This window comes from Pseudomonas crudilactis (genome assembly GCF_013433315.1).
Classification (GTDB): Bacteria; Pseudomonadota; Gammaproteobacteria; order Pseudomonadales; family Pseudomonadaceae; genus Aquipseudomonas; species Aquipseudomonas crudilactis.
In genome coordinates this window covers 30,546-52,407 of sequence record NZ_WXVV01000030.1, presented here as the reverse complement: position 1 = coordinate 52,407, position 21,862 = coordinate 30,546, and the positions used below count along the sequence as shown (strand labels likewise).

Below are 21,862 nucleotides of genomic sequence, written 5' to 3'. Positions count from 1 at the left end.
ACCGTGACCCTCATCTACGGCCACCGCGGCGCCAAGGGCGAAGCACCGGAAAACACCCTGAGCAGTTTTCAGGAATGTCTCAAGCACGGCGTGCGCCGCTGCGAACTCGATCTGCACCTGTCCAAGGACGGCGAGTTGATGGTCATCCACGACCCGACCCTCAAACGCACCACGGAACGCCGCGGCAAAGTCGTTGAACACACCGCCGCCGAACTGGTGACGTACGACGCGCGCAAGGGTGGTCCGGGCTGGATCAAGCCGTGCCCGATTCCGACGCTGGAAGAACTGTTCGAGAAATGTGATTTCGAGCATTGGCAGCTGGAGGTCAAAAGCGCTTCACGCACCCGCGCGGCAACCACCGTGCTGGCGATTCGTGAAATGGCCCAGCGCCATGGTCTGCTCGACAAGGTGACGATCACCTCGAGTTCGCGGGAAGTGTTGAAAGCGGCGCTGGATCTGGTGCCGGACGTGTCGCGCGGACTGGTCGCCGAATACGCCTGGCTCGACCCGTTGAAGGTCGCGGCGAGCTATGGCTGTGAGATTCTTGCGCTGAACTGGACCCTGTGTACGCCGGAACGCCTGCAGAAGGCGCAGCGTCAAGGGCTGCATGTGTCGGTGTGGACCGTCAACGAACCTGCGCTGATGCGCAGGCTCGCCGACTTCGGCGTTGACAGCCTGATTACAGACTTTCCCGGTTTGGCCACTGCCACGCTCGAGAATTGCTGAAATCGGTCTCCCCGGCCGGCTCAGGCCACCGGCCGGAGCCCGTCAAAAAAGCCGGTTGAGGCCGTCGTACGCCGCTACCCGATAGGCTTCGGCCATGGTCGGGTAGTTGAACGTGGTGTTGACGAAGTACTTCAGCGTGTTCAACTCGCCCGGCTGGCTCATGATCGCCTGACCGATGTGGACGATCTCCGACGCCTGATAACCGAAGCAGTGAACGCCCAGCACTTCCAGGGTTTCACGGTGGAACAGAATCTTCAGCATGCCTTGCGGCTCGCCGGCGATCTGTGCACGCGCCATGCTCTTGAAGAACGCCTTGCCGACTTCGTAAGGCACTTTGGCCTGAGTCAGTTCCTGCTCGTTCTTGCCGATCGAGCTGATCTCCGGAATGGTGTAAATGCCGGTCGGCACGTCATTCACAAAGCGCCAGCTACCGTTATCAACGATGCTGCCAGCGGCCGAACGGCCCTGGTCGTGGGCGGCACTGGCCAGGCTCGGCCAGCCGATCACGTCACCGGCACCGTAGATGTTCGGCACGCAGGTGCGGTAAGCCTCGTCGACCTCGATCTGACCACGGCTGTTGACCTTGACGCCGATGTTTTCCAGACCCAACTGATCGGTGTTACCGGTGCGGCCGTTGCACCAGAGCAAGGCGTCGGCCTTGATCTTCTTGCCGGACTTGAGGTGCAGGATCACGCCGTTATCGACGCCTTCAACGCGATCATAATCTTCGTTGTGGCGCACGGTGATGTTGTTGTTGCTGAAGTGGTAGCTCAACGCCTGGGAGATTTCCGAGTCGAGGAAGCTCAGCAACTGACCACGGTTGTCGACCAGCTCAACCAATACACCCAGACCGCTGAAAATCGAGGCGTATTCGCAACCGATCACGCCGGCGCCGTAAACGATCAGTTTGCGCGGGGTGTGATTGAGGCTGAGGATGGTGTCGCTATCGTAGATACGCGGGTGGTGGAAATCGATGTCCGCCGGGCGATACGGGCGCGAGCCGGTGGCGATGATGATGTGCTTGGCCACCAGTTTCTCGACCACGCCGTTGGCGCAGACCACTTCGATGGTTTGCTCGTCGGCGAAGCTGCCGGTGCCGAAGAACACGTCGACGCGGTTACGGGCGTAGTAGCCGGTACGCGAAGCGACTTGTTTGGAAATAACCTTTTCGGCGCTTTTCAACACGTCCGGGAAGGAGAACCAGCGTGGCTCGCCGATCGCCCGGAACATGGGATTGGTGTTGAACTGCATGATCTGCCGCACCGAATGACGCAGTGCCTTGGACGGGATGGTGCCGAGGTGGGTGCAGTTGCCGCCGACCTGGCGACGGCTGTCGACCATCGCGACCTTGCGCCCTGCTTTGGCGGCGTTCATTGCCGCGCCTTCTCCCGCCGGGCCGGAACCCAGTACCACCACGTCGTAGTTGTAGACAGCCATGCGTACTCCTCAGAACAGGCCGCGGTGCCAGCAGCACCGGCGGCTAAATCACGCCGAACGGCGGCGCGAAGGAACAATTGGGGGTCAATCAAGAACCCGGACACAGTCTATAGAAGCGTCAACGCCGCGCACATTAACCCTTGGTCGCGTCGTAGGCTACTTTTGCCTGCACTACAACGCCAGCTTTCGTATTGTTCTCAGTCAGTTTTCTTGCCACTGAGGCGTTCGAAAGCCGTGTTGGTGCGGACGACAAAACCTGTATCGGCACGAATCACAAAGAATGCACCAATCTCATGTTTTTCGGCATAGTCCCACGCCCTTTCCGGGCCAAGAATCAGCAACAACGTCGATAGTCCATCGGCCATCAGCGCTGAAGGATGAATCACCGTGACTGACGCCAGGCTGTGTAGGACCGGTGCCCCCGTGCGGGCATCAAAGGTGTGGGAATAGCGCCGACCGTCCTGCAGGAAATAGTTGCGGTAGTCGCCGGAGGTGGAAACGCCGTAGCCGTCGACATTGATGATGCGCTCGGCGACCTGTTGATCATCACGGGGTTCTTCCAAAGCGATGCGCCAGGGTGAGCCGTCGAGTTTTCTGCCTTTGGCCTTTAATTCACCTGTGGCTTCAGCCAAGTAGTCTTGAATGCCCATGGCGTCGAGCCTCGCCGCGATAGTGTCGACGGCATAACCGGCAGCGATGCTGTTGAAATCGACTTCGACGGCGGCGTCTTTGCACAACTGATCGCCATTGATGCGCAAGTGCTGATGACCGACGCGCGACATCGCCTCGGCGAGTGCGGCGGCGCCAGGGACTTTCTCTTCGCGCCCCTGCGGGCCGAATCCCCAGAGATTCATCAGCGGTTCGACAGTGAGGTCGTAGGAGCCTTCGCTTTGCACTGACAGCTGTTCGCCTGTGCGGACCAATTCGAGTACCGACCCAGGCATTTTCTGACAGCTGTTGGCGGGCAAAGCGTTGAAGCGCTCGATGTCCGAATCATTGCGATAGGTGGATAACTGCCGATCGACTTCGCCGAGGATACCCTCCACTTCACTGCGAACATGCGCTGATTCAGGCATGCCGGCGTGGCGCACGTACTTGAGCGAATACGTGCTGCCCATGGTCGGCCCGCCGAAGCTTTCCATGGAGTCGCCATTGCCGCAGCCAGCCAATAGGCCAGCCAAAATCACAAGCCCAAGCAACCGTCCAGTGAACAATTATTCATCTCTCCGTAAAACCACGGCGGCCATTATGAATTAAAGGATCTGCAACATCTTTATACAAAATCCAATAGTGAGTACCTGAACATGTCCTCCACCACGGGCAAAGGCAAAGCGATCTTTCGCGTTGTCAGCGGCAACTTTCTCGAAATGTTCGACTTCATGGTCTATGGCTTCTACGCCACAGCCATCGCCAAGACCTTCTTCCCCACTGACAGCGCTTTCGCGTCGTTGATGTTGTCGCTGGCGACTTTTGGCGCCGGCTTCCTGATGCGACCGCTCGGGGCAATCTTCCTCGGCGCCTACATCGACCGTCATGGCCGTCGTCAGGGACTGATCATCACCTTGGCGCTGATGGCTGCCGGTACGGTGCTGATTGCCTGCGTACCGGGCTATGCCACCCTTGGTGTCGCTGCGCCGCTGATCGTACTGTTCGGTCGCTTGCTGCAAGGCTTTTCGGCTGGCGTGGAGCTGGGCGGTGTCTCTGTCTATCTGGCAGAAATCGCCACACCAGGCCGCAAGGGCTTCTTTGTCAGCTGGCAGTCTGCGAGCCAGCAAGCAGCGGTGGTCTTCGCCGGTTTGCTCGGCGTCGGCCTCAATCATTGGCTGAGTCCGGAACAGATGGGTGACTGGGGCTGGCGCGTGCCGTTCCTGATCGGCTGCATGATTGTGCCAGTCATCTTCGTCATTCGCCGCTCGCTGGAGGAAACACCAGAGTTCCAGGCCAGAAAACACCGCCCTACCCTGCGGGAAATTGTCCGCTCGATTGGTCAGAACTTTGGCATCGTCATCGCTGGCATGGCGCTGGTAGTGATGACCACGGTGTCTTTCTACCTGATCACCGCGTACACCCCGACCTTCGGCAAGGCTGAGCTGCACTTGTCGGACTTCGATGCGTTGCTGGTGACGGTGTGTATCGGTCTGTCGAACTTCTTCTGGTTGCCGGTGATGGGTTCGGTGTCTGACAAGATCGGACGTAAACCCCTACTGCTGGCGGCGACGATTCTGGCGATTCTCACCGCATATCCGGCGCTGTCGTGGCTGGTGGCGAACCCGAGTTTCAGCCATTTGCTGATCGTCGAGTTGTGGCTGTCGTTCCTGTATGGCTCGTACAACGGCGCGATGGTGGTGGCGCTGACCGAGATCATGCCGGTGGAAGTGCGTACGACCGGGTTCTCGCTGGCCTATAGCCTGGCGACGGCGACGTTTGGCGGGTTTACCCCGGCGGCGTGTACGTATCTGATTCATGTGCTGGATAACAAGGCTGCGCCGGGGATCTGGCTGAGTGGCGCGGCGGTGTTGGGGCTGATTGCGACGCTGGTGTTGTTCCGTGGCAATAAACATGAACTGCGCACGGCGCAGGCGGCCATACCCGGCGGCGCTCGATAGGACGCTTTCGCGAGCAAGCTCGCTCCCACAGGGGATTTTCTAAGCGCCACAGATCCAGTGTGGGAGCGAGCTTGCTCGCGAAGGGTCAGCACTGACAACACAGCTCTAAAAGGCACACAAACAAAAACGCCCCGACCTAGGTCGGGGCGTTTTCATGTGCAGCTATCGCTTAGCGCGGGAACGCTGGCGGATTCACATCAGCCATATCTTCCATCACGCGGATAACCTGGCAGCTGTAACCGAACTCGTTGTCGTACCAGACGTACAGAACAACGCGGTTGTCCTGCACGATGGTCGCTTCAGCGTCGACCACACCGGCGTGGCGCGAGCCAACGAAGTCGGTCGAAACCACTTCCTGCGAATTGACGAAGTCGATTTGCTTGTGCAGATCAGAGTGCAGCGCCATGTAGCGCAGGTACTCGTTCATCTCTTCACGGGTGGCGGCTTTCTCAAGGTTCAGGTTGAGAATGGCCATCGACACGTTTGGCGTTGGAACACGGATCGCGTTACCGGTCAGTTTGCCGGCCAGCTCAGGCAGGGCCTTGGCAGCAGCGGTGGCAGCACCGGTCTCGGTGATGACCATGTTCAGCGCGGCGCTACGACCACGGCGATCGCCCTTGTGGAAGTTGTCGATCAGGTTCTGGTCGTTGGTGTACGAGTGAACGGTTTCGACGTGACCATTGATGATGCCGAACTTGTCATTCACAGCTTTGAGCACCGGCACGATGGCGTTGGTGGTGCAGGAAGCGGCGGAGACGATCTTGTCGTCAGCGGTGATTTCACCGTGGTTGATGCCGTGAACGATGTTCTTCAGCTTGCCTTTGCCAGGCGCGGTCAGAACGACGCGGTCGATACCCGGGCACTGCAAGTGCTGGCCCAGGCCATCGGCGTCACGCCATACACCGGTGTTGTCCACCAGCAGCGCGTCTTTGATGCCGTACTGGGTGTAATCCACTTCAGTCGGGTTCTTCGCGTAGATCACCTGGATCAGGTTACCGTTGGCGGTGATGGTGTTGTTTTCTTCGTCGATGGTAATGGTGCCGTTGAACGAACCATGTACCGAGTCGCGACGCAGCAGGCTGGCGCGTTTGGTCAGGTCGTTTTCGGCGCCTTTGCGCACGACGATGGCGCGCAGACGCAGGCCGTCGCCACCACCGGTTTTTTCGATCAGGATGCGCGCCAGCAGACGGCCGATACGACCGAAGCCGTACAGCACAACGTCGGTGCCTTTACGTGCGGAAGCGTTTTGCTGGCCAACCACGTCAGCCATTTCTTCACGAACGAACTGCTCGGCGCTGCGGCCATTGCCTTCGTTGCGGAATTTGAACGCCAACTTGCCCAGATCTACCGAAGCCGCGCCGAGCTTGAGCTCGCTCATGGCTTTGAGCAGCGGGAATGTTTCGTGGACGGAGAGTTCGCTGTCATCGGAAGAACGGTGGCGCGCAAAGCGGTGAGCTTTGAGAATCGCGATGACAGACTGGTTGATCAGGCTGCGGCCATAGATCGAGCTCACCACGTTGTTATTGCGGTAGAGCTGACCGATAAGCGGAATCATCGCTTCTGCGAGTGCTTCACGGTCGATCCATTCACCAAGACACTGGTCGGGCTTCTGAGTCACGGTAACCTTCCACATGTAGGGGCAGAAAAAAGGGGCTACATTATGCCGCCGACAACCTCCTGTAGCAATGCGCGCTTGTCGCGAAATCGGTAACAAAATTCCGTTCAAAAAAATTACGCCTCTCTCAAGCCCAGTAAATCCGGGGCTTTCAGCGCAGTCAATTTTTCGACGACTGTTAGACGATGTCTGTAACCCTCCGTAACACCACCGCGTTTCGGCACTACATAACCACAAAAAAACGGCTGGTTTTTATGGTTACCACTACATTTCGTCCAAACGGCGAAGATAGACGTAGTCTGCAACTGACAGGCGGCACCTGACGCCGCTACAATTACCGACTTTGTCGCAAAGCCTGGAGCTCAACCTTCCGTGCCCGTTCTGCGTCTACCGCTACTCCCTGCCGAGGCAGGTAAACAGCATTGGGGCAATTTGCCCGGTGCTGCCCTCAGTCTGGCGATTGCCGAGGCTGCCAGCGCTGCCAAGCGCTTCACCCTGCTACTGACCGCCGACAGCCAGAGCGCTGAACGACTGGAACAGGAGCTGAGTTTCTTCGCCCCGGATTTGCCCGTTCTGCATTTCCCCGACTGGGAAACCCTGCCCTACGACCTGTTCTCGCCGCACCAGGACATCATTTCCCAGCGCATCGCCAGCTTATATAGGCTGCCGGAGCTGGAACATGGCGTGCTGGTGGTGCCGATCACCACGGCGTTGCACCGCTTGGCGCCGACCAAATTCCTGCTCGGCAGCAGCCTGGTGCTGGATGTCGGCCAGAAACTCGATGTCGAGCAGATGCGCTCACGGCTCGAAGCCAGCGGCTATCGCTATGTCGACACCGTCTACGAACACGGCGAATTCACCGTGCGTGGCGCGCTGATCGACTTGTTCCCGATGGGCAGCAAGCTGCCGTATCGCATCGACCTGTTCGATGACGAAATCGAGACCCTGCGCACCTTCGACCCGGAAAACCAGCGCTCCATCGACAAAGTCGACTCGGTCAAGCTGCTGCCGGCCCGTGAGTTTCCGCTGCAAAAAGACGCGGTCACCCGCTTCAAGGCGCGCTTCCGTGAGCGCTTTGACGTCGACTTCCGGCGCTGCCCGATCTTTCAGGATCTGAGCAGCGGGATTACTCCGGCCGGTATCGAGTACTACCTGCCGCTGTTCTTCGACGAAACCTCGACCCTGTTCGATTACCTGCCGCAAGACACGCAAGTGTTCTCGCTGCCGGGCATCGAGCAAGCGGCGGAGAATTTCTGGAACGACGTGCGTAATCGTTATGAAGAGCGCCGCGTCGATCCATCGCGTCCTTTATTGCCACCCGCCGAATTGTTCCTGCCGGTGGAAGATTGTTTCGCCCGCCTGAAGAGTTGGCCGCGTGTGGTCGCCAGCCAACAAGACGTCGAAAGCGGCGTCGGCCGCGAGCGCTTCCCCGCGCAGGCACTGCCGAATCTGGCGATCGAAGCCAAAGCCACGCAACCGCTGGCGGCGCTGTCGGCATTTCTCGATGAATTCCCCGGCCGCGTGCTGTTCACCGCTGAATCCGCCGGCCGTCGCGAAGTCCTGCTGGAGTTGCTTGAGCGTCTGAAGCTGCGACCGAAAACCGTCGACAGCTGGCCGGACTTCGTCGCGAGCAAGGATCGCCTGGCGATCACCATTGCCCCGCTCGATGAAGGTCTGATGCTGGATGACCCGGCGCTGGCACTGGTCGCGGAAAGCCCGCTGTTCGGCCAACGCGTGATGCAACGTCGCCGCCGCGAGAAACGTGCCGACGGCAACAACGATGCAGTAATCAAGAACCTCACCGAGCTGCGTGAAGGCGCCCCGGTGGTGCACATCGATCACGGTGTCGGCCGCTATCTGGGCCTGACGATTCTGGAAATCGACAATCAGGCGGCCGAATTCCTCACCCTCGAATACGCCGAGAACGCCAAACTCTATGTGCCGGTGGCCAACCTGCATTTGATTGCGCGCTACACCGGCAGCGACGATGCGCTGGCCCCGCTGCACCGCCTCGGCTCCGAGGTTTGGCAGAAAGCCAAACGCAAAGCCGCCGAACAGGTGCGTGATGTCGCCGCTGAATTGCTCGATATTTACGCCCGTCGCGCCGCTCGCGAGGGTTACGCATTTGCCGACCCGAAAGCTGATTACGCGACGTTCAGCGCTGGTTTCCCGTTCGAAGAAACCCCGGATCAGCAGTCGACCATCGAAGCCGTGCGTGAAGACATGCTCGCGCCGAAACCGATGGATCGACTGGTCTGCGGCGACGTCGGCTTCGGCAAGACCGAAGTGGCGATGCGTGCGGCGTTCATCGCCGTGCACGGCGGCCGTCAGGTGGCGATTCTGGTACCGACCACCCTGCTCGCCCAGCAGCACTACAACAGCTTCCGCGACCGCTTCGCCGATTGGCCGGTGACCGTGGAAGTGATGAGCCGCTTCAAGTCGGCCAAGGAAGTGAACGCGGCGATCGCCGATCTGGCGGAAGGCAAGATCGACATCGTCATCGGTACGCACAAGCTGCTGTCCGACGACGTCAAAATCAAAAATCTCGGGCTGGTGATCATCGACGAAGAACACCGCTTCGGTGTGCGCCAGAAAGAACAGCTCAAGGCCCTGCGCAGCGAAGTCGACATTCTCACGCTGACCGCCACGCCAATTCCGCGCACGCTGAACATGGCGGTGTCGGGCATGCGCGATCTGTCGATCATCGCTACACCGCCAGCGCGACGCCTGTCGGTGCGCACCTTCGTCATGGAGCAGAACAAGAGCACGGTCAAAGAGGCCCTGCTCCGCGAACTGCTGCGTGGCGGTCAGGTGTACTACCTGCACAACGATGTGAAAACCATCGAGAAGTGCGCCGCCGATCTCGCCGAACTGGTACCGGAAGCGCGTATCGGTATCGGTCACGGACAGATGCGCGAACGCGAACTCGAACAGGTGATGAGCGACTTTTATCACAAGCGCTTCAACGTGCTGATCGCCTCGACCATCATCGAGACCGGCATTGACGTGCCGAGCGCCAACACCATCATCATCGAACGCGCTGACAAGTTCGGCCTGGCACAACTGCACCAGTTGCGCGGTCGCGTTGGCCGTAGTCACCACCAGGCTTACGCTTACCTGCTGACGCCGCCGCGCCAGCAAATCACCTCGGACGCGGAAAAGCGTCTAGAGGCGATCGCCAATACTCAGGATCTCGGCGCCGGTTTCGTACTGGCCACCAACGACCTGGAAATCCGTGGCGCCGGTGAACTGCTCGGCGATGGCCAGAGCGGGCAGATTCAAGCCGTCGGTTTCACGCTGTATATGGAAATGCTTGAGCGCGCTGTGAAGTCGATCCGCAAGGGCGAGCAACCGAACCTTGATCAACCGCTGGGCGGTGGCCCGGAGGTCAATCTGCGCGTACCGGCGCTGATACCGGAAGACTATCTGCCGGATGTCCACGCACGCCTGATTCTGTACAAGCGCATCGCGTCGGCGACCGATGAGGAAGGCCTGAAGGATCTGCAAGTCGAGATGATCGACCGTTTCGGCTTGTTGCCGGAACCGACGAAGAATCTGGTGCGGATCACGGCGTTGAAGTTGCAGGCCGAACAATTGGGCATCAAGAAAGTCGATGGCGGGCCGCAAGGTGGACGTATCGAGTTCGAAGCGCAGACGCCGGTCGATCCGATGACGCTGATCAAGCTGATCCAGAGCCAGCCAAAACGCTACAAATTCGAAGGCGCCACAATGTTCAAGTTCCAGGTGCCGATGGAACGCCCGGAAGAGCGCTTTAATACTGTAGAGGCGCTGTTTGAGCGCCTCCTCCCGAAATCTGTTTAAAGGACGCCGCATGCGCCTGTTTCGCTCGCTGACTTTGCTACTCACCCTGGTAGCACCTTCGGTTTTTGCCGATGACCTGTATCAGGTCGAAATGATTCTGGTGCGCCAGAACGCTGTGCCGGCCATCGTCAGCCGTGCCGCGCCGGAAGACTGGGCCGCTGGCGCTCAGCGCCTGGGCGATGACAGCAAACGCACACCTGCGCTGAATGACGTGGTGACCAAACTCACCGCCAGCGGCGATTACAGCGTGCTGATGCACAAGGCCTGGCAGCAAACCCTCGGTGAAGCGCCGGCGAAAGTCGCGGTCAGCGACGGCCAGGAGCAGTTCGGCCAGTTCCCGATCGAAGGCACGCTGGAGATGAAGCTCGGGCGCTTCACCGACGTGACTGCCGACTTCTGGGTCAATCAGATCGACGCCAATGGCCTGGTCACTGCCAGCGAGCGCCTGAAACAGGACAGCCACACCAAGAATGGCCAGCTCAACTATCTCGACAACGGCCATCTGGCCCTGCTGATCAAGATCACTTCCCTGACCGCGCCTGCGCCACGGGAAGCGCCTGAAGCGATTCCGGACTGATCGAAGTCCTTATGAACCCGCCGCTGAGCAAACCGTTGGCGCCCTCTTGGGTCAGCCGATTCAAGGAACAGAGCCTGGAGCGTGGCCGCCGCTACGCCGTGGAAAACCGGGTACGCATCGCCCAGGTCGGCGATGCAACGATTACCGCCAGTTGCGAAGGCTCTGGCGGTAACGTTTACCGTCAGACGATTCATCTTCGCGAGTCAGCCAAAGGCACCTTGCTGCTGGTGGACGCCGGCTGCACCTGCCCGGTTCGCACCAACTGCAAACATTGCGCAGCGGTGTTGCTGAAAGTGCAGGAAACCCTCGACTACCCCGCCGCCGCCAAAGACGCCGAACTCTTGGAAAAGCTGCAAGCCGTGCTGGAAAACCGCAGCCCGAAAGCGCCGCCGCAAGTGCTGGTCGATAATGTTCAGCCGATGCCGCGCCTGTGGCTGGCCAGCGTCGAGTTCAGCGCTTTCGAACCGCGTAACGGCAAAATGCAGCGCTATATTCAGCACCGCGCGGCGTTGTCGTTCAGTTATCTGGATGAGTACGTCAGCGGGCAGAAGCACAGCGACATCCTGATCCGTCAGGAAACCCAGACGCTGCGGATAAAACGTCACCCGGAAGTCGAACAGTCCTACCGCGAACAGTTAAGAATCCTCGGCTTTCGCATCGCCACGCGGCAGAGCAAAGCGCTGCCGGAAAGCGCCGGCGAGCTGTACGAGATGGTCAATGACAGCGCCTGGCTGACGTTTACCCTCAACGATCTGCCAAAACTACGCAGCCAAGGTTGGGAGCTGCAGATCGATGAGGAATTCGGCTTCGATCTGACCGCCGTGGATGACTGGTACGCCACGGTCGAACAGGCGCCGGAGCGTGACTGGTTTGATCTGGAACTGGGCATCATCGTCAACGGTGAGCGCCTGAGCCTGTTGCCGATCCTGCTCAACCTGATGCGCTCGCACGCGGAAATCCTCAATCCGGAACGTCTTGCGCGCCGTCGCGATGACGAGCTGATTCTGGTCAACGTGCCGCAACGCAATATTGAGCACGGGCCGCTGCAAGTTGCTTTACCGTTGGGCCGGTTGAAACCGGTATTGATGACGCTCGGCGAGTTTTATTTGCAGGAACCGGGCGAAACCACCCTGCGCCTGAGCAAGGCCGACGCAACACGACTTAATTCTCTGGAAGGCCTCCCGCTGCTTTGGGAGGGTGGCGAGCAGATCCGCACGTTCGCTCAACGCCTGCGCGACATTCGTGATTTCAGTGCAGAAGCCCCTGAGGGCTTGAATGCGACACTGCGCCCGTATCAGCTCGAAGGCTTGAGCTGGATGCAATCGCTACGGCAACTGGAAGTCGGCGGAATTCTTGCGGACGACATGGGTTTAGGCAAAACCCTACAGACTCTGGCGCATATTCTCAGCGAGAAGAACGCCGGACGCCTGGATCGGCCGTGCATGGTGGTGATGCCGACCAGCCTGATTCCGAACTGGCTCGATGAGGCGGCGCACTTCACGCCGCAGCTGAAAGTGGTCGCGCTGTACGGTGCCACGCGCAAGAAGCACTTCGACAATCTGGGCGATTTTGACCTGATCCTCACCACCTACGCGCTGCTGCCCAAAGACGTCGAACGTCTGGCCAAACAGCCGCTGCATGTGCTGGTGCTGGATGAAGCGCAGTACATCAAGAATCCGAACAGCAAAGCCGCTCAGGCAGCGCGCGAGCTCAATGCACGTCAGCGTCTGTGCCTGAGCGGTACGCCGCTGGAAAACCACTTGGGCGAGTTGTGGTCACTGTTCCATTTCCTGCTGCCGGGCTGGCTCGGCGACGTAAAAAGCTTCAACGCCGATTACCGGGTGCCGATTGAAAAGCGCGGTAGCGAAGTCAGACTTCAGCACCTGAACGGTCGGATAAAACCATTCTTGCTGCGCCGCACTAAGGAACAGGTCGCCACCGAACTGCCGCCAAAAACCGAGATCATCCATTGGGTTGATCTCAACGAAGCGCAGCGCGATGTGTATGAAACCATGCGTTTGGCGATGGACAAGAAAGTCCGCGACGAGATCACCCGCAAAGGCGTGGCGCGCAGTCAGATCATCATTCTTGAGGCGCTGCTCAAGCTGCGCCAGGTCTGCTGCGATCTGCGCCTGGTCAACGACGTTACCCCACCCGCTCGCGGCAGCACCTCGGGCAAGCTCGACAGCCTGATGGAAATGCTTGAAGAATTGTTCGAAGAAGGACGGCGGATTCTGCTGTTCTCGCAATTCACCTCGATGCTGTCGTTGATCGAGGAAGAGCTGAAAAAACGCAACGTGTCCTACGCGCTACTGACCGGCCAGACCCGTGATCGACGTACGCCGGTGAAGGAATTCCAGAGCGGCAAGCGTCAGATCTTTCTTATCAGCCTGAAGGCTGGTGGCGTCGGCTTGAACCTGACTGAGGCGGATACGGTGATTCACTACGATCCGTGGTGGAACCCGGCAACCGAGAATCAGGCAACCGACCGCGCGTATCGAATCGGCCAGGAGAAACCGGTGTTCGTCTACAAGATGATTGCCCGGGGCACGGTGGAAGAAAAGATTCAGCACCTGCAGAAGGAAAAATCCGACTTGGCGGCCGGCGTACTGGATGGGCGCAAGGCCGGGGACTGGAAGTTGCAGAGTGATGATATCGAAGCGTTGTTTGCGCCGTTGCCGGACAAGCTCGATAAGCGTTGAAATCTTTTTCGTCTGTTAAATAGCTTTCGCGAGCAGGCTCGCGAATGGCTCACCTCGGTCTAACGGTTAAAACCCGGCTCAATCCTTGGAAACCGGCAACGGTGCAAACAGCGCCTCAATGTCAGTCTGCTCCAGCTTCCAGCCACCTGTCGTCCCGCCTTCAAGCACCGCCCCGGCCAACGCTGCTTTCTCCTGCTGCAACGCCTGTATCTTTTCCTCTACTGTGCCGCGAGCGATCAGCTTGTAAACGAACACCGGGTTGTTTTGCCCGATTCGATACGCACGATCGGTTGCCTGATTTTCCACCGCGGGGTTCCACCAAGGGTCAAAGTGGATCACCGTATCCGCAGCGGTCAGGTTCAAACCGGTACCCCCGGCCTTCAGACTGATTAGAAACAACGGCACCTTGCCGCCCTGAAAATCCTTCACCGGTGTGCGACGGTCCGTGGTATCACCGGTCAGCAGCGAATAGGCAATGTCACGTTGCTGCAACTCTTGCTCGATCAACGCGAGCATCGAGGTGAACTGCGAAAACAACAGGATCCGACGACCTTCGCCGAGCAGCTCTTCAAGCATCTCCATCAAGCTGACCAACTTGCCACTGCCGGAACGCAGTGCCTTTGCTGTCATCGGCATCTTGATCAGGCGCAAATCGCAACAGACCTGCCGCAGCTTGAGCAAGGCATCGAGAATGATGATCTGACTGCGAGCCACGCCACTGCGGGCAATTTCGTCGCGGACTTTTTTGTCCATCGCCACGCGAACCGTTTCATAGACATCGCGCTGGCCGTCGCTGAGATCCACCCAATGGATGATTTCGGTTTTCGGCGGCAGTTCGGTGGCCACCTGATCCTTTTTGCGGCGCAGCAAAAACGGCTTGATGCGCGCTGTCAGGTGCTGCATGCGCTGAACATTGCCGTGCTTCTCGATTGGCGTGCGGTAATCGCGATTGAAGGACTTGCTATCGCCAAGCCAACCGGGCATGAGGAAATGAAACTGCGACCAAAGCTCGCCCAAGTGGTTTTCCAATGGCGTGCCGCTCAGGCACAAGCGCTGGCGGGCCTGCAAGTCGCGTGCGGCCTGCGCGGCTTTGCTGAGCGGGTTCTTGATGTTCTGCGCTTCGTCGAGAATCAGCACGCTCCACGTCTGCGGCTGCAAGGTCTCCAGATCCCTCGGCAGCAACGCGTAAGTGGTCAGCACCAGATCGTACTCAGCCAGATCAGCGAAATCCTTTTGCCGACCCGAGCCGTGCAGCGCCAATACTTTCAACTGGGGAGTGAAACGCTCGGCCTCGTCGAGCCAGTTGGGAATCAGGCTGGTCGGCATCACCGCCAGAGCCGGACAATCAAGGCGACCGGCGTGTTTTTCCGTGAGCAGGTGCGCCAAGGTCTGCAGCGTTTTGCCCAGCCCCATGTCATCGCCCAGAATGCCGCCGACCTCAAGCTCGCGCAGGGTCTGCATCCAGTTCAGGCCTTCGAGCTGATAGGGGCGCAGTTGCGCGTTAAGGCCGGCCGGCGCAACGACCTGGGTGTGAATGGAATTCTGCAAGCGCTTGGCGAAGGTGCGCAGCCGCTCGCCACCCTGCCAATCCAGCGGCACGCCATCGAGCATACTCAAGCGCGCGGCATCCGGGACACTCAAGCGCAGTGCATCGCCCTGATGACCGCCCAGGTACAACTCGCCCAGCGTGGCCATCAGCGGTTTGACCCGACTCAGCGGCAGCGCGACCTTGGCGCCTGAAGGGTCGCCAAAACCGCTGGGTTTGAGTTCGATCAGGAGTTTTTCGTCATCGCCGCGTTGTGCCAGATCGACCGGGTCAAGCAAGCGCGGCTGCGTGCGCAACAAGTGCAGAAGGATCGGCAGCAAGCTGTAGCGCTGGCCATTGACGACGATACCCAACTGCAAATCAAACCACTGATGCCCAGCCTCTTCTTCGACCTCGGCGTACCAATGCTCAACCGGTTGCACATTGAAATGAAAGCCGGGACTCATCTCCACTTCCCAGTTCGATGCGCGCAACGTGGCAAGTCCTTCGTGCATAAACCCGAGCCAGGCGGAATCATCCGGCAACGTGAACATCTCGCCGGGACGATCCAGCGAGCTCTTGCGCGTGGCTTTTTTAAAGCCGAACTTTTGCAGGAACTGGCGCAGTTTCTTTTCCACCGCAGGCTGGCGTTGAATGCGCTGGGTTTCGGTGCCGTTGAGGATCATCACTTCCGGGTTGCGATCCACCGTCGGCTGGCCGTTGTAGGTAAACACCAGTGCGGCGCGGTGCTCAAGAATGTATTCCCAGCGCGAGCGCTCCCGACCACTGACGAGGGTCAGTTGCGGCTGCGGAAGTACGTCGTCGATGACTCGTTCGGTCAGTTGGTGGGGCGGCGGAATTCTCGTCGCGGCGCTCATGCGATGGCTGAACTGCATGGCCTGACGCGCCGGAATGTCCGGCGCCAGAGTCAAGTGGCTGGCCAGTTTTTTTTCCAGCTCATTGAACAGAGGGCCAATCTGCCGCTGTTCACGATCCAGGTAATAAAGCGGCTCCAGCGCCAGCACAGTTTCCTGCGCAGCCTCGGCACTGCTCCACTGCGCGCGGAAACCGCCGTCGGCCTGCTCGGCCCAGGCGAACTGGCCGATGCGCTTCGCGCCCGGCACCAACGGTCGCAGATCCTCGAAATCGAGGAACAGCCGCGAGGTGCGCAGGAGCATTTCCAGCAGTTCGGCGCCGCTGCTGCCTTCCAGCGGATAGCCGCTGTAATAGGCGTGGTGGGAGTGCATGGCAACCAGCAGCCTGGCAACGCGCAAATCCAGCTCGGACAGGTAGCCGGGCTGACGCATGAGCATTTCCGCCAGCGAATACATCGGTTTGACTTCGCGTAACTCGCCGTTCTTGAGCTGGGAGACCTTGAAAATATCAAGCAGCCACTTGCCGCTCACAGGCGTTGGCTTGAGCTTGTAAAACAGACGCGTGCCTGCGGTTTGCGCGCCTTCTTCGGCGGGCTTGGCCGGCACGGGAATGGTCGAAAGCCAATGCTCCAGCGCCCGCCCCAAAGGGATTTGTGCGTCACTTTCAGACGCATCATCAGCACTGCCCTGCAGGTGATAGAGCACCGCAGCGCAGTGCTTGCAGTCGATGACGACAGGACAGCTGCACAGGCAACGCAAGTTGACGGAACCCAGGCGATCTTCGGACAGGTAAATGCTTTGTTCATACGCCTGACTTTCCGAGCCAACGCAGAACGCCTCGATCTTTTTGTCATTGATCTCGATGATCTCTACCCGGTCATCGGCGGCATAAGCGCGAGCCTTGGCCAGCGCCTTGCTACTGAATGCCTGAGTCCAAGCCAACGACTTGAGCCGTTCGATGAGAATGCTCATGGGCAGTCCTTAGCCGGCCAACACCCGCGCCAACGCCGACTTCACCTTGCCCATGCCATCGTGCAATGCCTGCTCGATCTCGGCCATGGTGATCACTTCGGTGGTCTTGCCCGCCGCCGGGTTAACCACCAGTGCCAGACAGGCGTAATCCAGATCCAGCTCGCGGGCCAGTGCCGCTTCCGGCATACCGGTCATGCCGACGATGTCGCAGCCATCCCGCTCCAAACGCACAATCTCCGCCACGGTTTCCAGACGCGGGCCTTGGGTGCAGGCATACACACCCTGATCGCTGTACTCGCAACCTTCGGCAGCCACAGCGGCGATCAATTGCTGACGCAGCGGCTCGCTGTAGGGAAAGCTGAAGTCGATGTGGGTGACGTGCTCCAGATCATCGGCGAAAAAGGTGTGCTCGCGCCCGCTGGTGTAGTCGACGATCTGGTGCGGCACGCAGAAATGCCCGGTGCCCATGGCTGGGTGAATACCGCCCACCGCGTTAACGGCAATGATCGCTTCGGCACCGGCCTGCTTCAGCGCCCACAGATTGGCGCGGTAGTTGACCTTGTGCGGCGGGAAGCGATGCGGGTGGCCGTGACGGGCGAGGAACAGCACTTCCTTGCCGGCGTATTCGCCAATTTGCACGTCGGCCGATGGCGCGCCGTAGGGCGTATCCACTGCCAGTGACTGGCGAATGGTCAGGCCTTCGAGTTGGGTCAGGCCAGTGCCACCGATGATTGCGTAAACCGTCATAGCGAAAAATCCTTAATCGATCAGTTGAGCGTCTTTGAGCGCGCCGATGGCGGTGAGCCAGCGCGGATCCTGACGGTAATCGGTGCTGGCGTATGCCTGACCGCGCATGCGGGCGATGCGCGCGGACGGCTTGACCTTCATGCGTTGCGCGGCGCTCAGGGCCAGTTCGGCAGCGGCGCGGTCGTTGCACACCAGGCCCATGTCACAACCGGCAGTCAAAGCGGCTTCGATGCGGCTGGCGGCGTCGCCGACCACGTGGGCGCCGGCCATCGACAGGTCGTCGCTGAAGATCACCCCGTCGAACTGCAATTCGCCGCGCAGGATGTCCTGCAACCAGCGGCGGGAGAAGCCGGCAGGCTGCGAATCGACCTGCGGATAGATGACGTGCGCCGGCATGATCGCGGCCAGTTGCTTGCTGAGTTTGGCGAAGGGTACGAGGTCGTTGGCGCGGATCTCTTCGAGGCTGCGCTCGTCGTTGGGGATCGCGACGTGGGAATCCGCTTCTGCCCAGCCGTGGCCAGGGAAGTGCTTGCCGGTGGCCGCCATGCCGGCGCTGTTCATGCCGCGAATGAACGCTCCGGCGAGTAGTGCCGCGCGCTCGGGATCACCTTCGAACGAGCGGGTCCCAACCACGGCGCTGCGCTGGTAATCCAGGTCGAGTACCGGGGCGAAACTCAGGTCAAGTCCGACCGCTAGCACTTCGGTGGCCATGATCCAGCCGCATTGCTCGGCGAGGTATTCGGCGTTCGGGTTATCGGCGATGGCGCGCATGGCCGGCAGGCGCACGAAGCCCTGACGCAGACGCTGCACACGACCGCCCTCTTGATCCACCGCCAACAGCAGATCCGGGCGAACCGCGCGAATCGACGCACTGAGTTCACGCACTTGGCGCGGATGCTCGATGTTGCGCGCGAAAATGATCAGGCCGCCCACTTCGGGCTGACGCAACAATTGGCGATCTTCGGCCGTCAGCCAGGTACCGGCGACGTCCACCATCAACGAGCCTTGCAGGCCAGCAGTCATAGAGATTCCTTGAAAACGAAAAACCCGATCCACAACAAATCGCTGCCGTGAGCAATGCTCGGCAGGTCGGCAATATCTATGGATTTCGGGTTCAGAACGAGAGTCGGCATGGGCGGCTAGCTTAGCGGATACAAGCTGCCGCGCCCACCCGTGCGCGGTTAAACCTTGGCGGCGACCGGCGTTGATTTGCTGCGCGGACGCAGTTGTGCGGTGGCCATGGCAGTGTCGGTGACGCCGGTTTCGGCCCGCATGCCTGCAGCGAGGAATGGCACCATCAGGCGCATCACTTGCTCAATGGAGGTGTTGACGCCGAAATCGGTCTCGGCGATTGCGCGCAAAGCCTTGATGCCGGACATGCTGAACGCGGCGGCGCCGAGCATGAAGTGCACGCGCCAGAACAGCTCGATCGGCGGAATGCGTGGTGCGGCTTCGTTGACCAGCAGCATGTAGCGACGGAACACTTTGCCGTACATGTCCTCCAGATAACGACGCAAGTGGCCCTGGCTCTGGCTGAACGCGAGGCCGAGCAGGCGCATGAAGATCGACAGGTCATTGCCGCTGCGTGGCTGGACCACCAAAGCTTGCTCGACGAGGATTTCCAACAGCTCTTCAAGCGTCGGCTTGTTTTCAGGCTTGGCCTGACGCCGCTCCAACTCTTTATCGAGACTGATGCAGAACGGGCCGAGAAACCGCGAGAAAACCGCCTGGATCAGCGCTTTTTTCGAGCCGAAGTGATAGTTCACCGCTGCCAGGTTGACGCCAGCCTTGCTGGTAATCAAACGCAATGAGGTTTCAGCGAAACCTTTCTCCGCGAACAACTGCTCGGCAGCATCAAGAATGCGTTCAACGGTTTCCGACTGGGCCATGGCTACTCCGCCTGACAAACACTTGTTTGAAACATACGTTTCAGCCAGTGCCTTGTCAAGCCTGCCGGTTCGTTTTGGGAATGGTCGGTCAGCTATTTAACCACACAAGACCGATGCATTAATAAGCAAGGCTGCCGACCGTCTGGCGGCCTGCAAAAAAACGGGCATTGCCAAGGACGCTTCACTGTATATAATCCCAGTCACTGTATAAAAAGACAGAGCGATCAATATGCTAAAGCTGACGCCACGCCAAGCCGAGATTCTGGCCTTTATCAAACGCTGCCTCGAAGACAACGGCTACCCGCCAACCCGTGCGGAAATCGCTCAGGAACTGGGCTTCAAGTCGCCGAACGCGGCTGAAGAACATCTCAAGGCACTGGCTCGCAAGGGTGCCATCGAGATGACTCCCGGCGCCTCTCGCGGCATTCGCATCCCTGGCTTCGAAGCCAAGGCTGACGACTCCACCCTGCCGATCATTGGCCGGGTTGCTGCCGGCGCGCCAATCCTCGCCCAGCAGCATATCGAGGAATCCTGCAACATCAATCCAACCTTCTTTCAACCTCGTGCCGACTACCTGTTGCGGGTGCAAGGCATGAGCATGAAGGACATCGGCATTTTCGACGGCGACCTCCTCGCGGTGCACACCACCCGCGAAGCGCGTAACGGTCAGGTTGTCGTCGCACGCATCGGCGATGAAGTGACGGTCAAACGCTTCAAGCGTGAAGGCAGCAAGGTCTGGCTGATTGCCGAAAACCCCGAGTTCGCCCCTATCGAAGTCGACCTGAAAGATCAGGAACTGGTGATCGAAGGCTTGAGTGTCGGCGTCATTCGCCGCTAAAGGAGGCTTTATGCAGTTCCCACACACCCCTCAGCAAACACAACTGCCTTTATTCGAAGCGTTTCTGGCACAACCGATGGCGCCGATCCTCAAAGAGGTCGTCGAGCGCCCGTGGATTGCCGAACCTGAAGTATTCAGCGAGCTGTCACTGCGCGGTGCTACCGGGAACTGTCTGAACCTTCTTGCCCCGATCCTTCGCGAACTCAGTGAGGATCAGGACGCGCGCTGGCTGACGCTGATAGCGCCTCCTGCGAGCCTGACCCAGACATGGCTGCGGGATGCCGGCTTGAATCGCGAGCGTATTCTGCTGCTGCAACCAAGAGGCGCTCAAAGCGCTCAGCAACTGGCATGCGAAGCCCTGAAACTGGGTCGCAGTCACACCGTAGTCACTTGGCTCAACCCATTGAACGCAAATTCACGGCAACAACTGATCAACGCCGCACGCACGGGCGATGCTCAGAGCCTGAATATTCGTTTGGGTTGATTGGTGCTTATACGCGCTGTGTGAAGCGCAGGGCTTCTCCAGGGACAGAGAAGCCGATCTGAAGCGGTAACGTCAAAAAGTAAAAAGACGCCAGGATCAATGAAGAACCCGCGGTCCTTCTTCCTTATCAAACTCGCCTTCGACCATGCGACCGGCCATTTGCACGCCGACGCTTAACATCGCCTTGGCGATTTCCACATGCTGACCTTGCAGGAAAGCCTTGGCATCCTCGGAGAAATCCAGCGTCACCAGAGAACCCTCGTCCTCAGCCCTGCGCAGTTCGATTCGGCCGTCTGGTAACTCGACAATTTCTAGAAAGGACGTTGGCATAAAGGTCTGTTCTCCACGAAAGGCAGGGATTATATAGACATCATTCAGGCTTCGCTCGGGATCTTGACCAGCAGCATGTTTCAGATTGCCACCGTGTCAATCGCCCTCAGCACTCGTTCAAGCCTTCGCGGAAACGTATCGCCAGACCTTTCAAGTTCTGCCGCCAGCTCTCCAGCTCCTCTCGACTCAACTCTTCTGGCGCTTCTTCTTCGTCCAGATTAATCGCCTGAATCAACGGTTGCGTCACATCACCCTTCGGCTTGTGCGGCACTCGTGGCGGTTGAAACAGCGCCGAATGCGCTGCCAGCAGTTTTGCCAACCAGGTTTCAGAATTGCCAGCCAACTCAACCATTTCGGCCAGTTCGGGAATTGCGATCGACTCCAGCACTTCACGCGTCAGCAGCATCTCGGCCCGCGGCGCATTGGCCTGCGGCAGACGATAGAAACCCGCGATCTCATGACAAAGCCCCAGCAAGGCGCCGTACAGGTGAAACAAGGCCGATTCACGACCGGCCTGAATCAGCGCCAGAGAGTTCATCGCCCGGCCTTCTTCAGCGCGAGCCAGAGCTTCCAGCGACAGGCCGGCGAAATAGATCTTTTGATTGGTACGGGTATAGAGTTCGTGAGCCATGACGGCGCTCTCCACAACGAAATAATTGCTTCACACAGGCCGGACAGTGTCGTGGATCAGCCGATCCCACCGCAAGCACAAAACAA

The 21,862-nt window shown here is 59.3% G+C and carries 16 protein-coding genes; 7 read left to right on the top strand and 9 right to left on the bottom strand.

The window, feature by feature from the left end:
- Positions 1-3: 3 nt before the first annotated feature.
- The gene (locus tag GTU76_RS26350; protein WP_007910500.1) at positions 4-726 is read left to right on the top strand and encodes a glycerophosphodiester phosphodiesterase; all 723 of its coding nucleotides are present in this window, start codon (positions 4-6) and stop codon (positions 724-726) included.
- 42 nt (positions 727-768) lie between these two features.
- Here GTU76_RS26350 and sthA read toward each other — a convergent pair whose 3' ends face one another.
- Together sthA and GTU76_RS26340 are read right to left on the bottom strand one after the other, a co-directional pair.
- Positions 769-2,163, bottom strand: coding sequence for a Si-specific NAD(P)(+) transhydrogenase (gene sthA, locus GTU76_RS26345; RefSeq protein ID WP_016986738.1), 1,395 nt, complete (start codon positions 2,161-2,163; stop codon positions 769-771).
- A gap of 197 nt (positions 2,164-2,360) precedes the next feature.
- The gene (locus tag GTU76_RS26340; protein ID WP_246376152.1) at positions 2,361-3,305 is read right to left on the bottom strand and encodes an FAD:protein FMN transferase; all 945 of its coding nucleotides are present in this window, start codon (positions 3,303-3,305) and stop codon (positions 2,361-2,363) included.
- Between the two features lie 162 nt (positions 3,306-3,467).
- Between GTU76_RS26340 and tcuC the strand changes: the two genes are divergently transcribed.
- Positions 3,468-4,769: an MFS transporter gene (tcuC, locus tag GTU76_RS26335; RefSeq protein WP_016986740.1), complete on the top strand. Its 1,302-nt coding sequence runs from the start codon at positions 3,468-3,470 to the stop codon at positions 4,767-4,769.
- Positions 4,770-4,938: 169 nt separating this feature from the next.
- Here the strand turns inward: tcuC and GTU76_RS26330 are convergent, their stop codons facing one another.
- Positions 4,939-6,402 (bottom strand): glyceraldehyde-3-phosphate dehydrogenase, encoded by a 1,464-nt coding sequence (locus GTU76_RS26330; protein WP_016986741.1) that lies wholly within the window; start codon positions 6,400-6,402, stop codon positions 4,939-4,941.
- 354 nt (positions 6,403-6,756) lie between these two features.
- Between GTU76_RS26330 and mfd the strand changes: the two genes are divergently transcribed.
- Genes mfd through GTU76_RS26315 form a run of 3 tightly spaced genes read left to right on the top strand, consistent with a single transcriptional unit; the run spans position 6,757 to position 13,485 of the window.
- Positions 6,757-10,206, top strand: coding sequence for a transcription-repair coupling factor (gene mfd, locus GTU76_RS26325; RefSeq protein WP_016986742.1), 3,450 nt, complete (start codon positions 6,757-6,759; stop codon positions 10,204-10,206).
- A 10-nt stretch (positions 10,207-10,216) separates the two neighbouring features.
- Positions 10,217-10,783, top strand: a complete 567-nt coding sequence (locus GTU76_RS26320; protein ID WP_016986743.1) for a CsiV family protein — start codon at positions 10,217-10,219, stop codon at positions 10,781-10,783.
- An 11-nt stretch (positions 10,784-10,794) separates the two neighbouring features.
- Positions 10,795-13,485 (top strand): DEAD/DEAH box helicase, encoded by a 2,691-nt coding sequence (locus GTU76_RS26315; RefSeq protein WP_180699961.1) that lies wholly within the window; start codon positions 10,795-10,797, stop codon positions 13,483-13,485.
- Positions 13,486-13,563: 78 nt separating this feature from the next.
- On the opposite strand, the gene GTU76_RS26310 is transcribed toward GTU76_RS26315, so the two are convergent.
- The 4 genes from GTU76_RS26310 to GTU76_RS26295 all read right to left on the bottom strand — a co-directional run bounded on the left by GTU76_RS26310 (position 13,564) and on the right by GTU76_RS26295 (position 19,493).
- Complete coding sequence (locus GTU76_RS26310) at positions 13,564-16,857, bottom strand: DEAD/DEAH box helicase (RefSeq protein WP_180699960.1); 3,294 nt, start codon at positions 16,855-16,857, stop codon at positions 13,564-13,566.
- 9 nt (positions 16,858-16,866) lie between these two features.
- Complete coding sequence (locus GTU76_RS26305; RefSeq protein ID WP_016986745.1) at positions 16,867-17,604, bottom strand: S-methyl-5'-thioinosine phosphorylase; 738 nt, start codon at positions 17,602-17,604, stop codon at positions 16,867-16,869.
- A 12-nt stretch (positions 17,605-17,616) separates the two neighbouring features.
- Positions 17,617-18,627: a beta-N-acetylhexosaminidase gene (gene nagZ, locus GTU76_RS26300; protein ID WP_016986746.1), complete on the bottom strand. Its 1,011-nt coding sequence runs from the start codon at positions 18,625-18,627 to the stop codon at positions 17,617-17,619.
- A gap of 158 nt (positions 18,628-18,785) precedes the next feature.
- Positions 18,786-19,493 carry a TetR/AcrR family transcriptional regulator gene (locus GTU76_RS26295; RefSeq protein WP_016986747.1) on the bottom strand — a complete coding sequence of 236 codons (708 nt, stop codon included), beginning with the start codon at positions 19,491-19,493 and terminating at the stop codon, positions 18,786-18,788.
- Positions 19,494-19,722: 229 nt separating this feature from the next.
- Between GTU76_RS26295 and lexA the strand changes: the two genes are divergently transcribed.
- On the top strand, positions 19,723-20,331 hold the full coding sequence (gene lexA, locus GTU76_RS26290; protein ID WP_180699959.1) for a transcriptional repressor LexA: 609 nt from the start codon (positions 19,723-19,725) through the stop codon (positions 20,329-20,331).
- A gap of 10 nt (positions 20,332-20,341) precedes the next feature.
- The gene (gene sulA / locus GTU76_RS26285; RefSeq protein WP_116030904.1) at positions 20,342-20,815 is read left to right on the top strand and encodes an SOS-induced cell division inhibitor SulA; all 474 of its coding nucleotides are present in this window, start codon (positions 20,342-20,344) and stop codon (positions 20,813-20,815) included.
- Positions 20,816-20,911: 96 nt separating this feature from the next.
- Here the strand turns inward: sulA and GTU76_RS26280 are convergent, their stop codons facing one another.
- Positions 20,912-21,145, bottom strand: coding sequence for a hypothetical protein (locus tag GTU76_RS26280; protein WP_003226592.1), 234 nt, complete (start codon positions 21,143-21,145; stop codon positions 20,912-20,914).
- Between the two features lie 106 nt (positions 21,146-21,251).
- Positions 21,252-21,776, bottom strand: coding sequence for a DUF6586 family protein (locus GTU76_RS26275; RefSeq protein WP_007910470.1), 525 nt, complete (start codon positions 21,774-21,776; stop codon positions 21,252-21,254).
- Positions 21,777-21,862 lie beyond the last annotated feature (86 nt).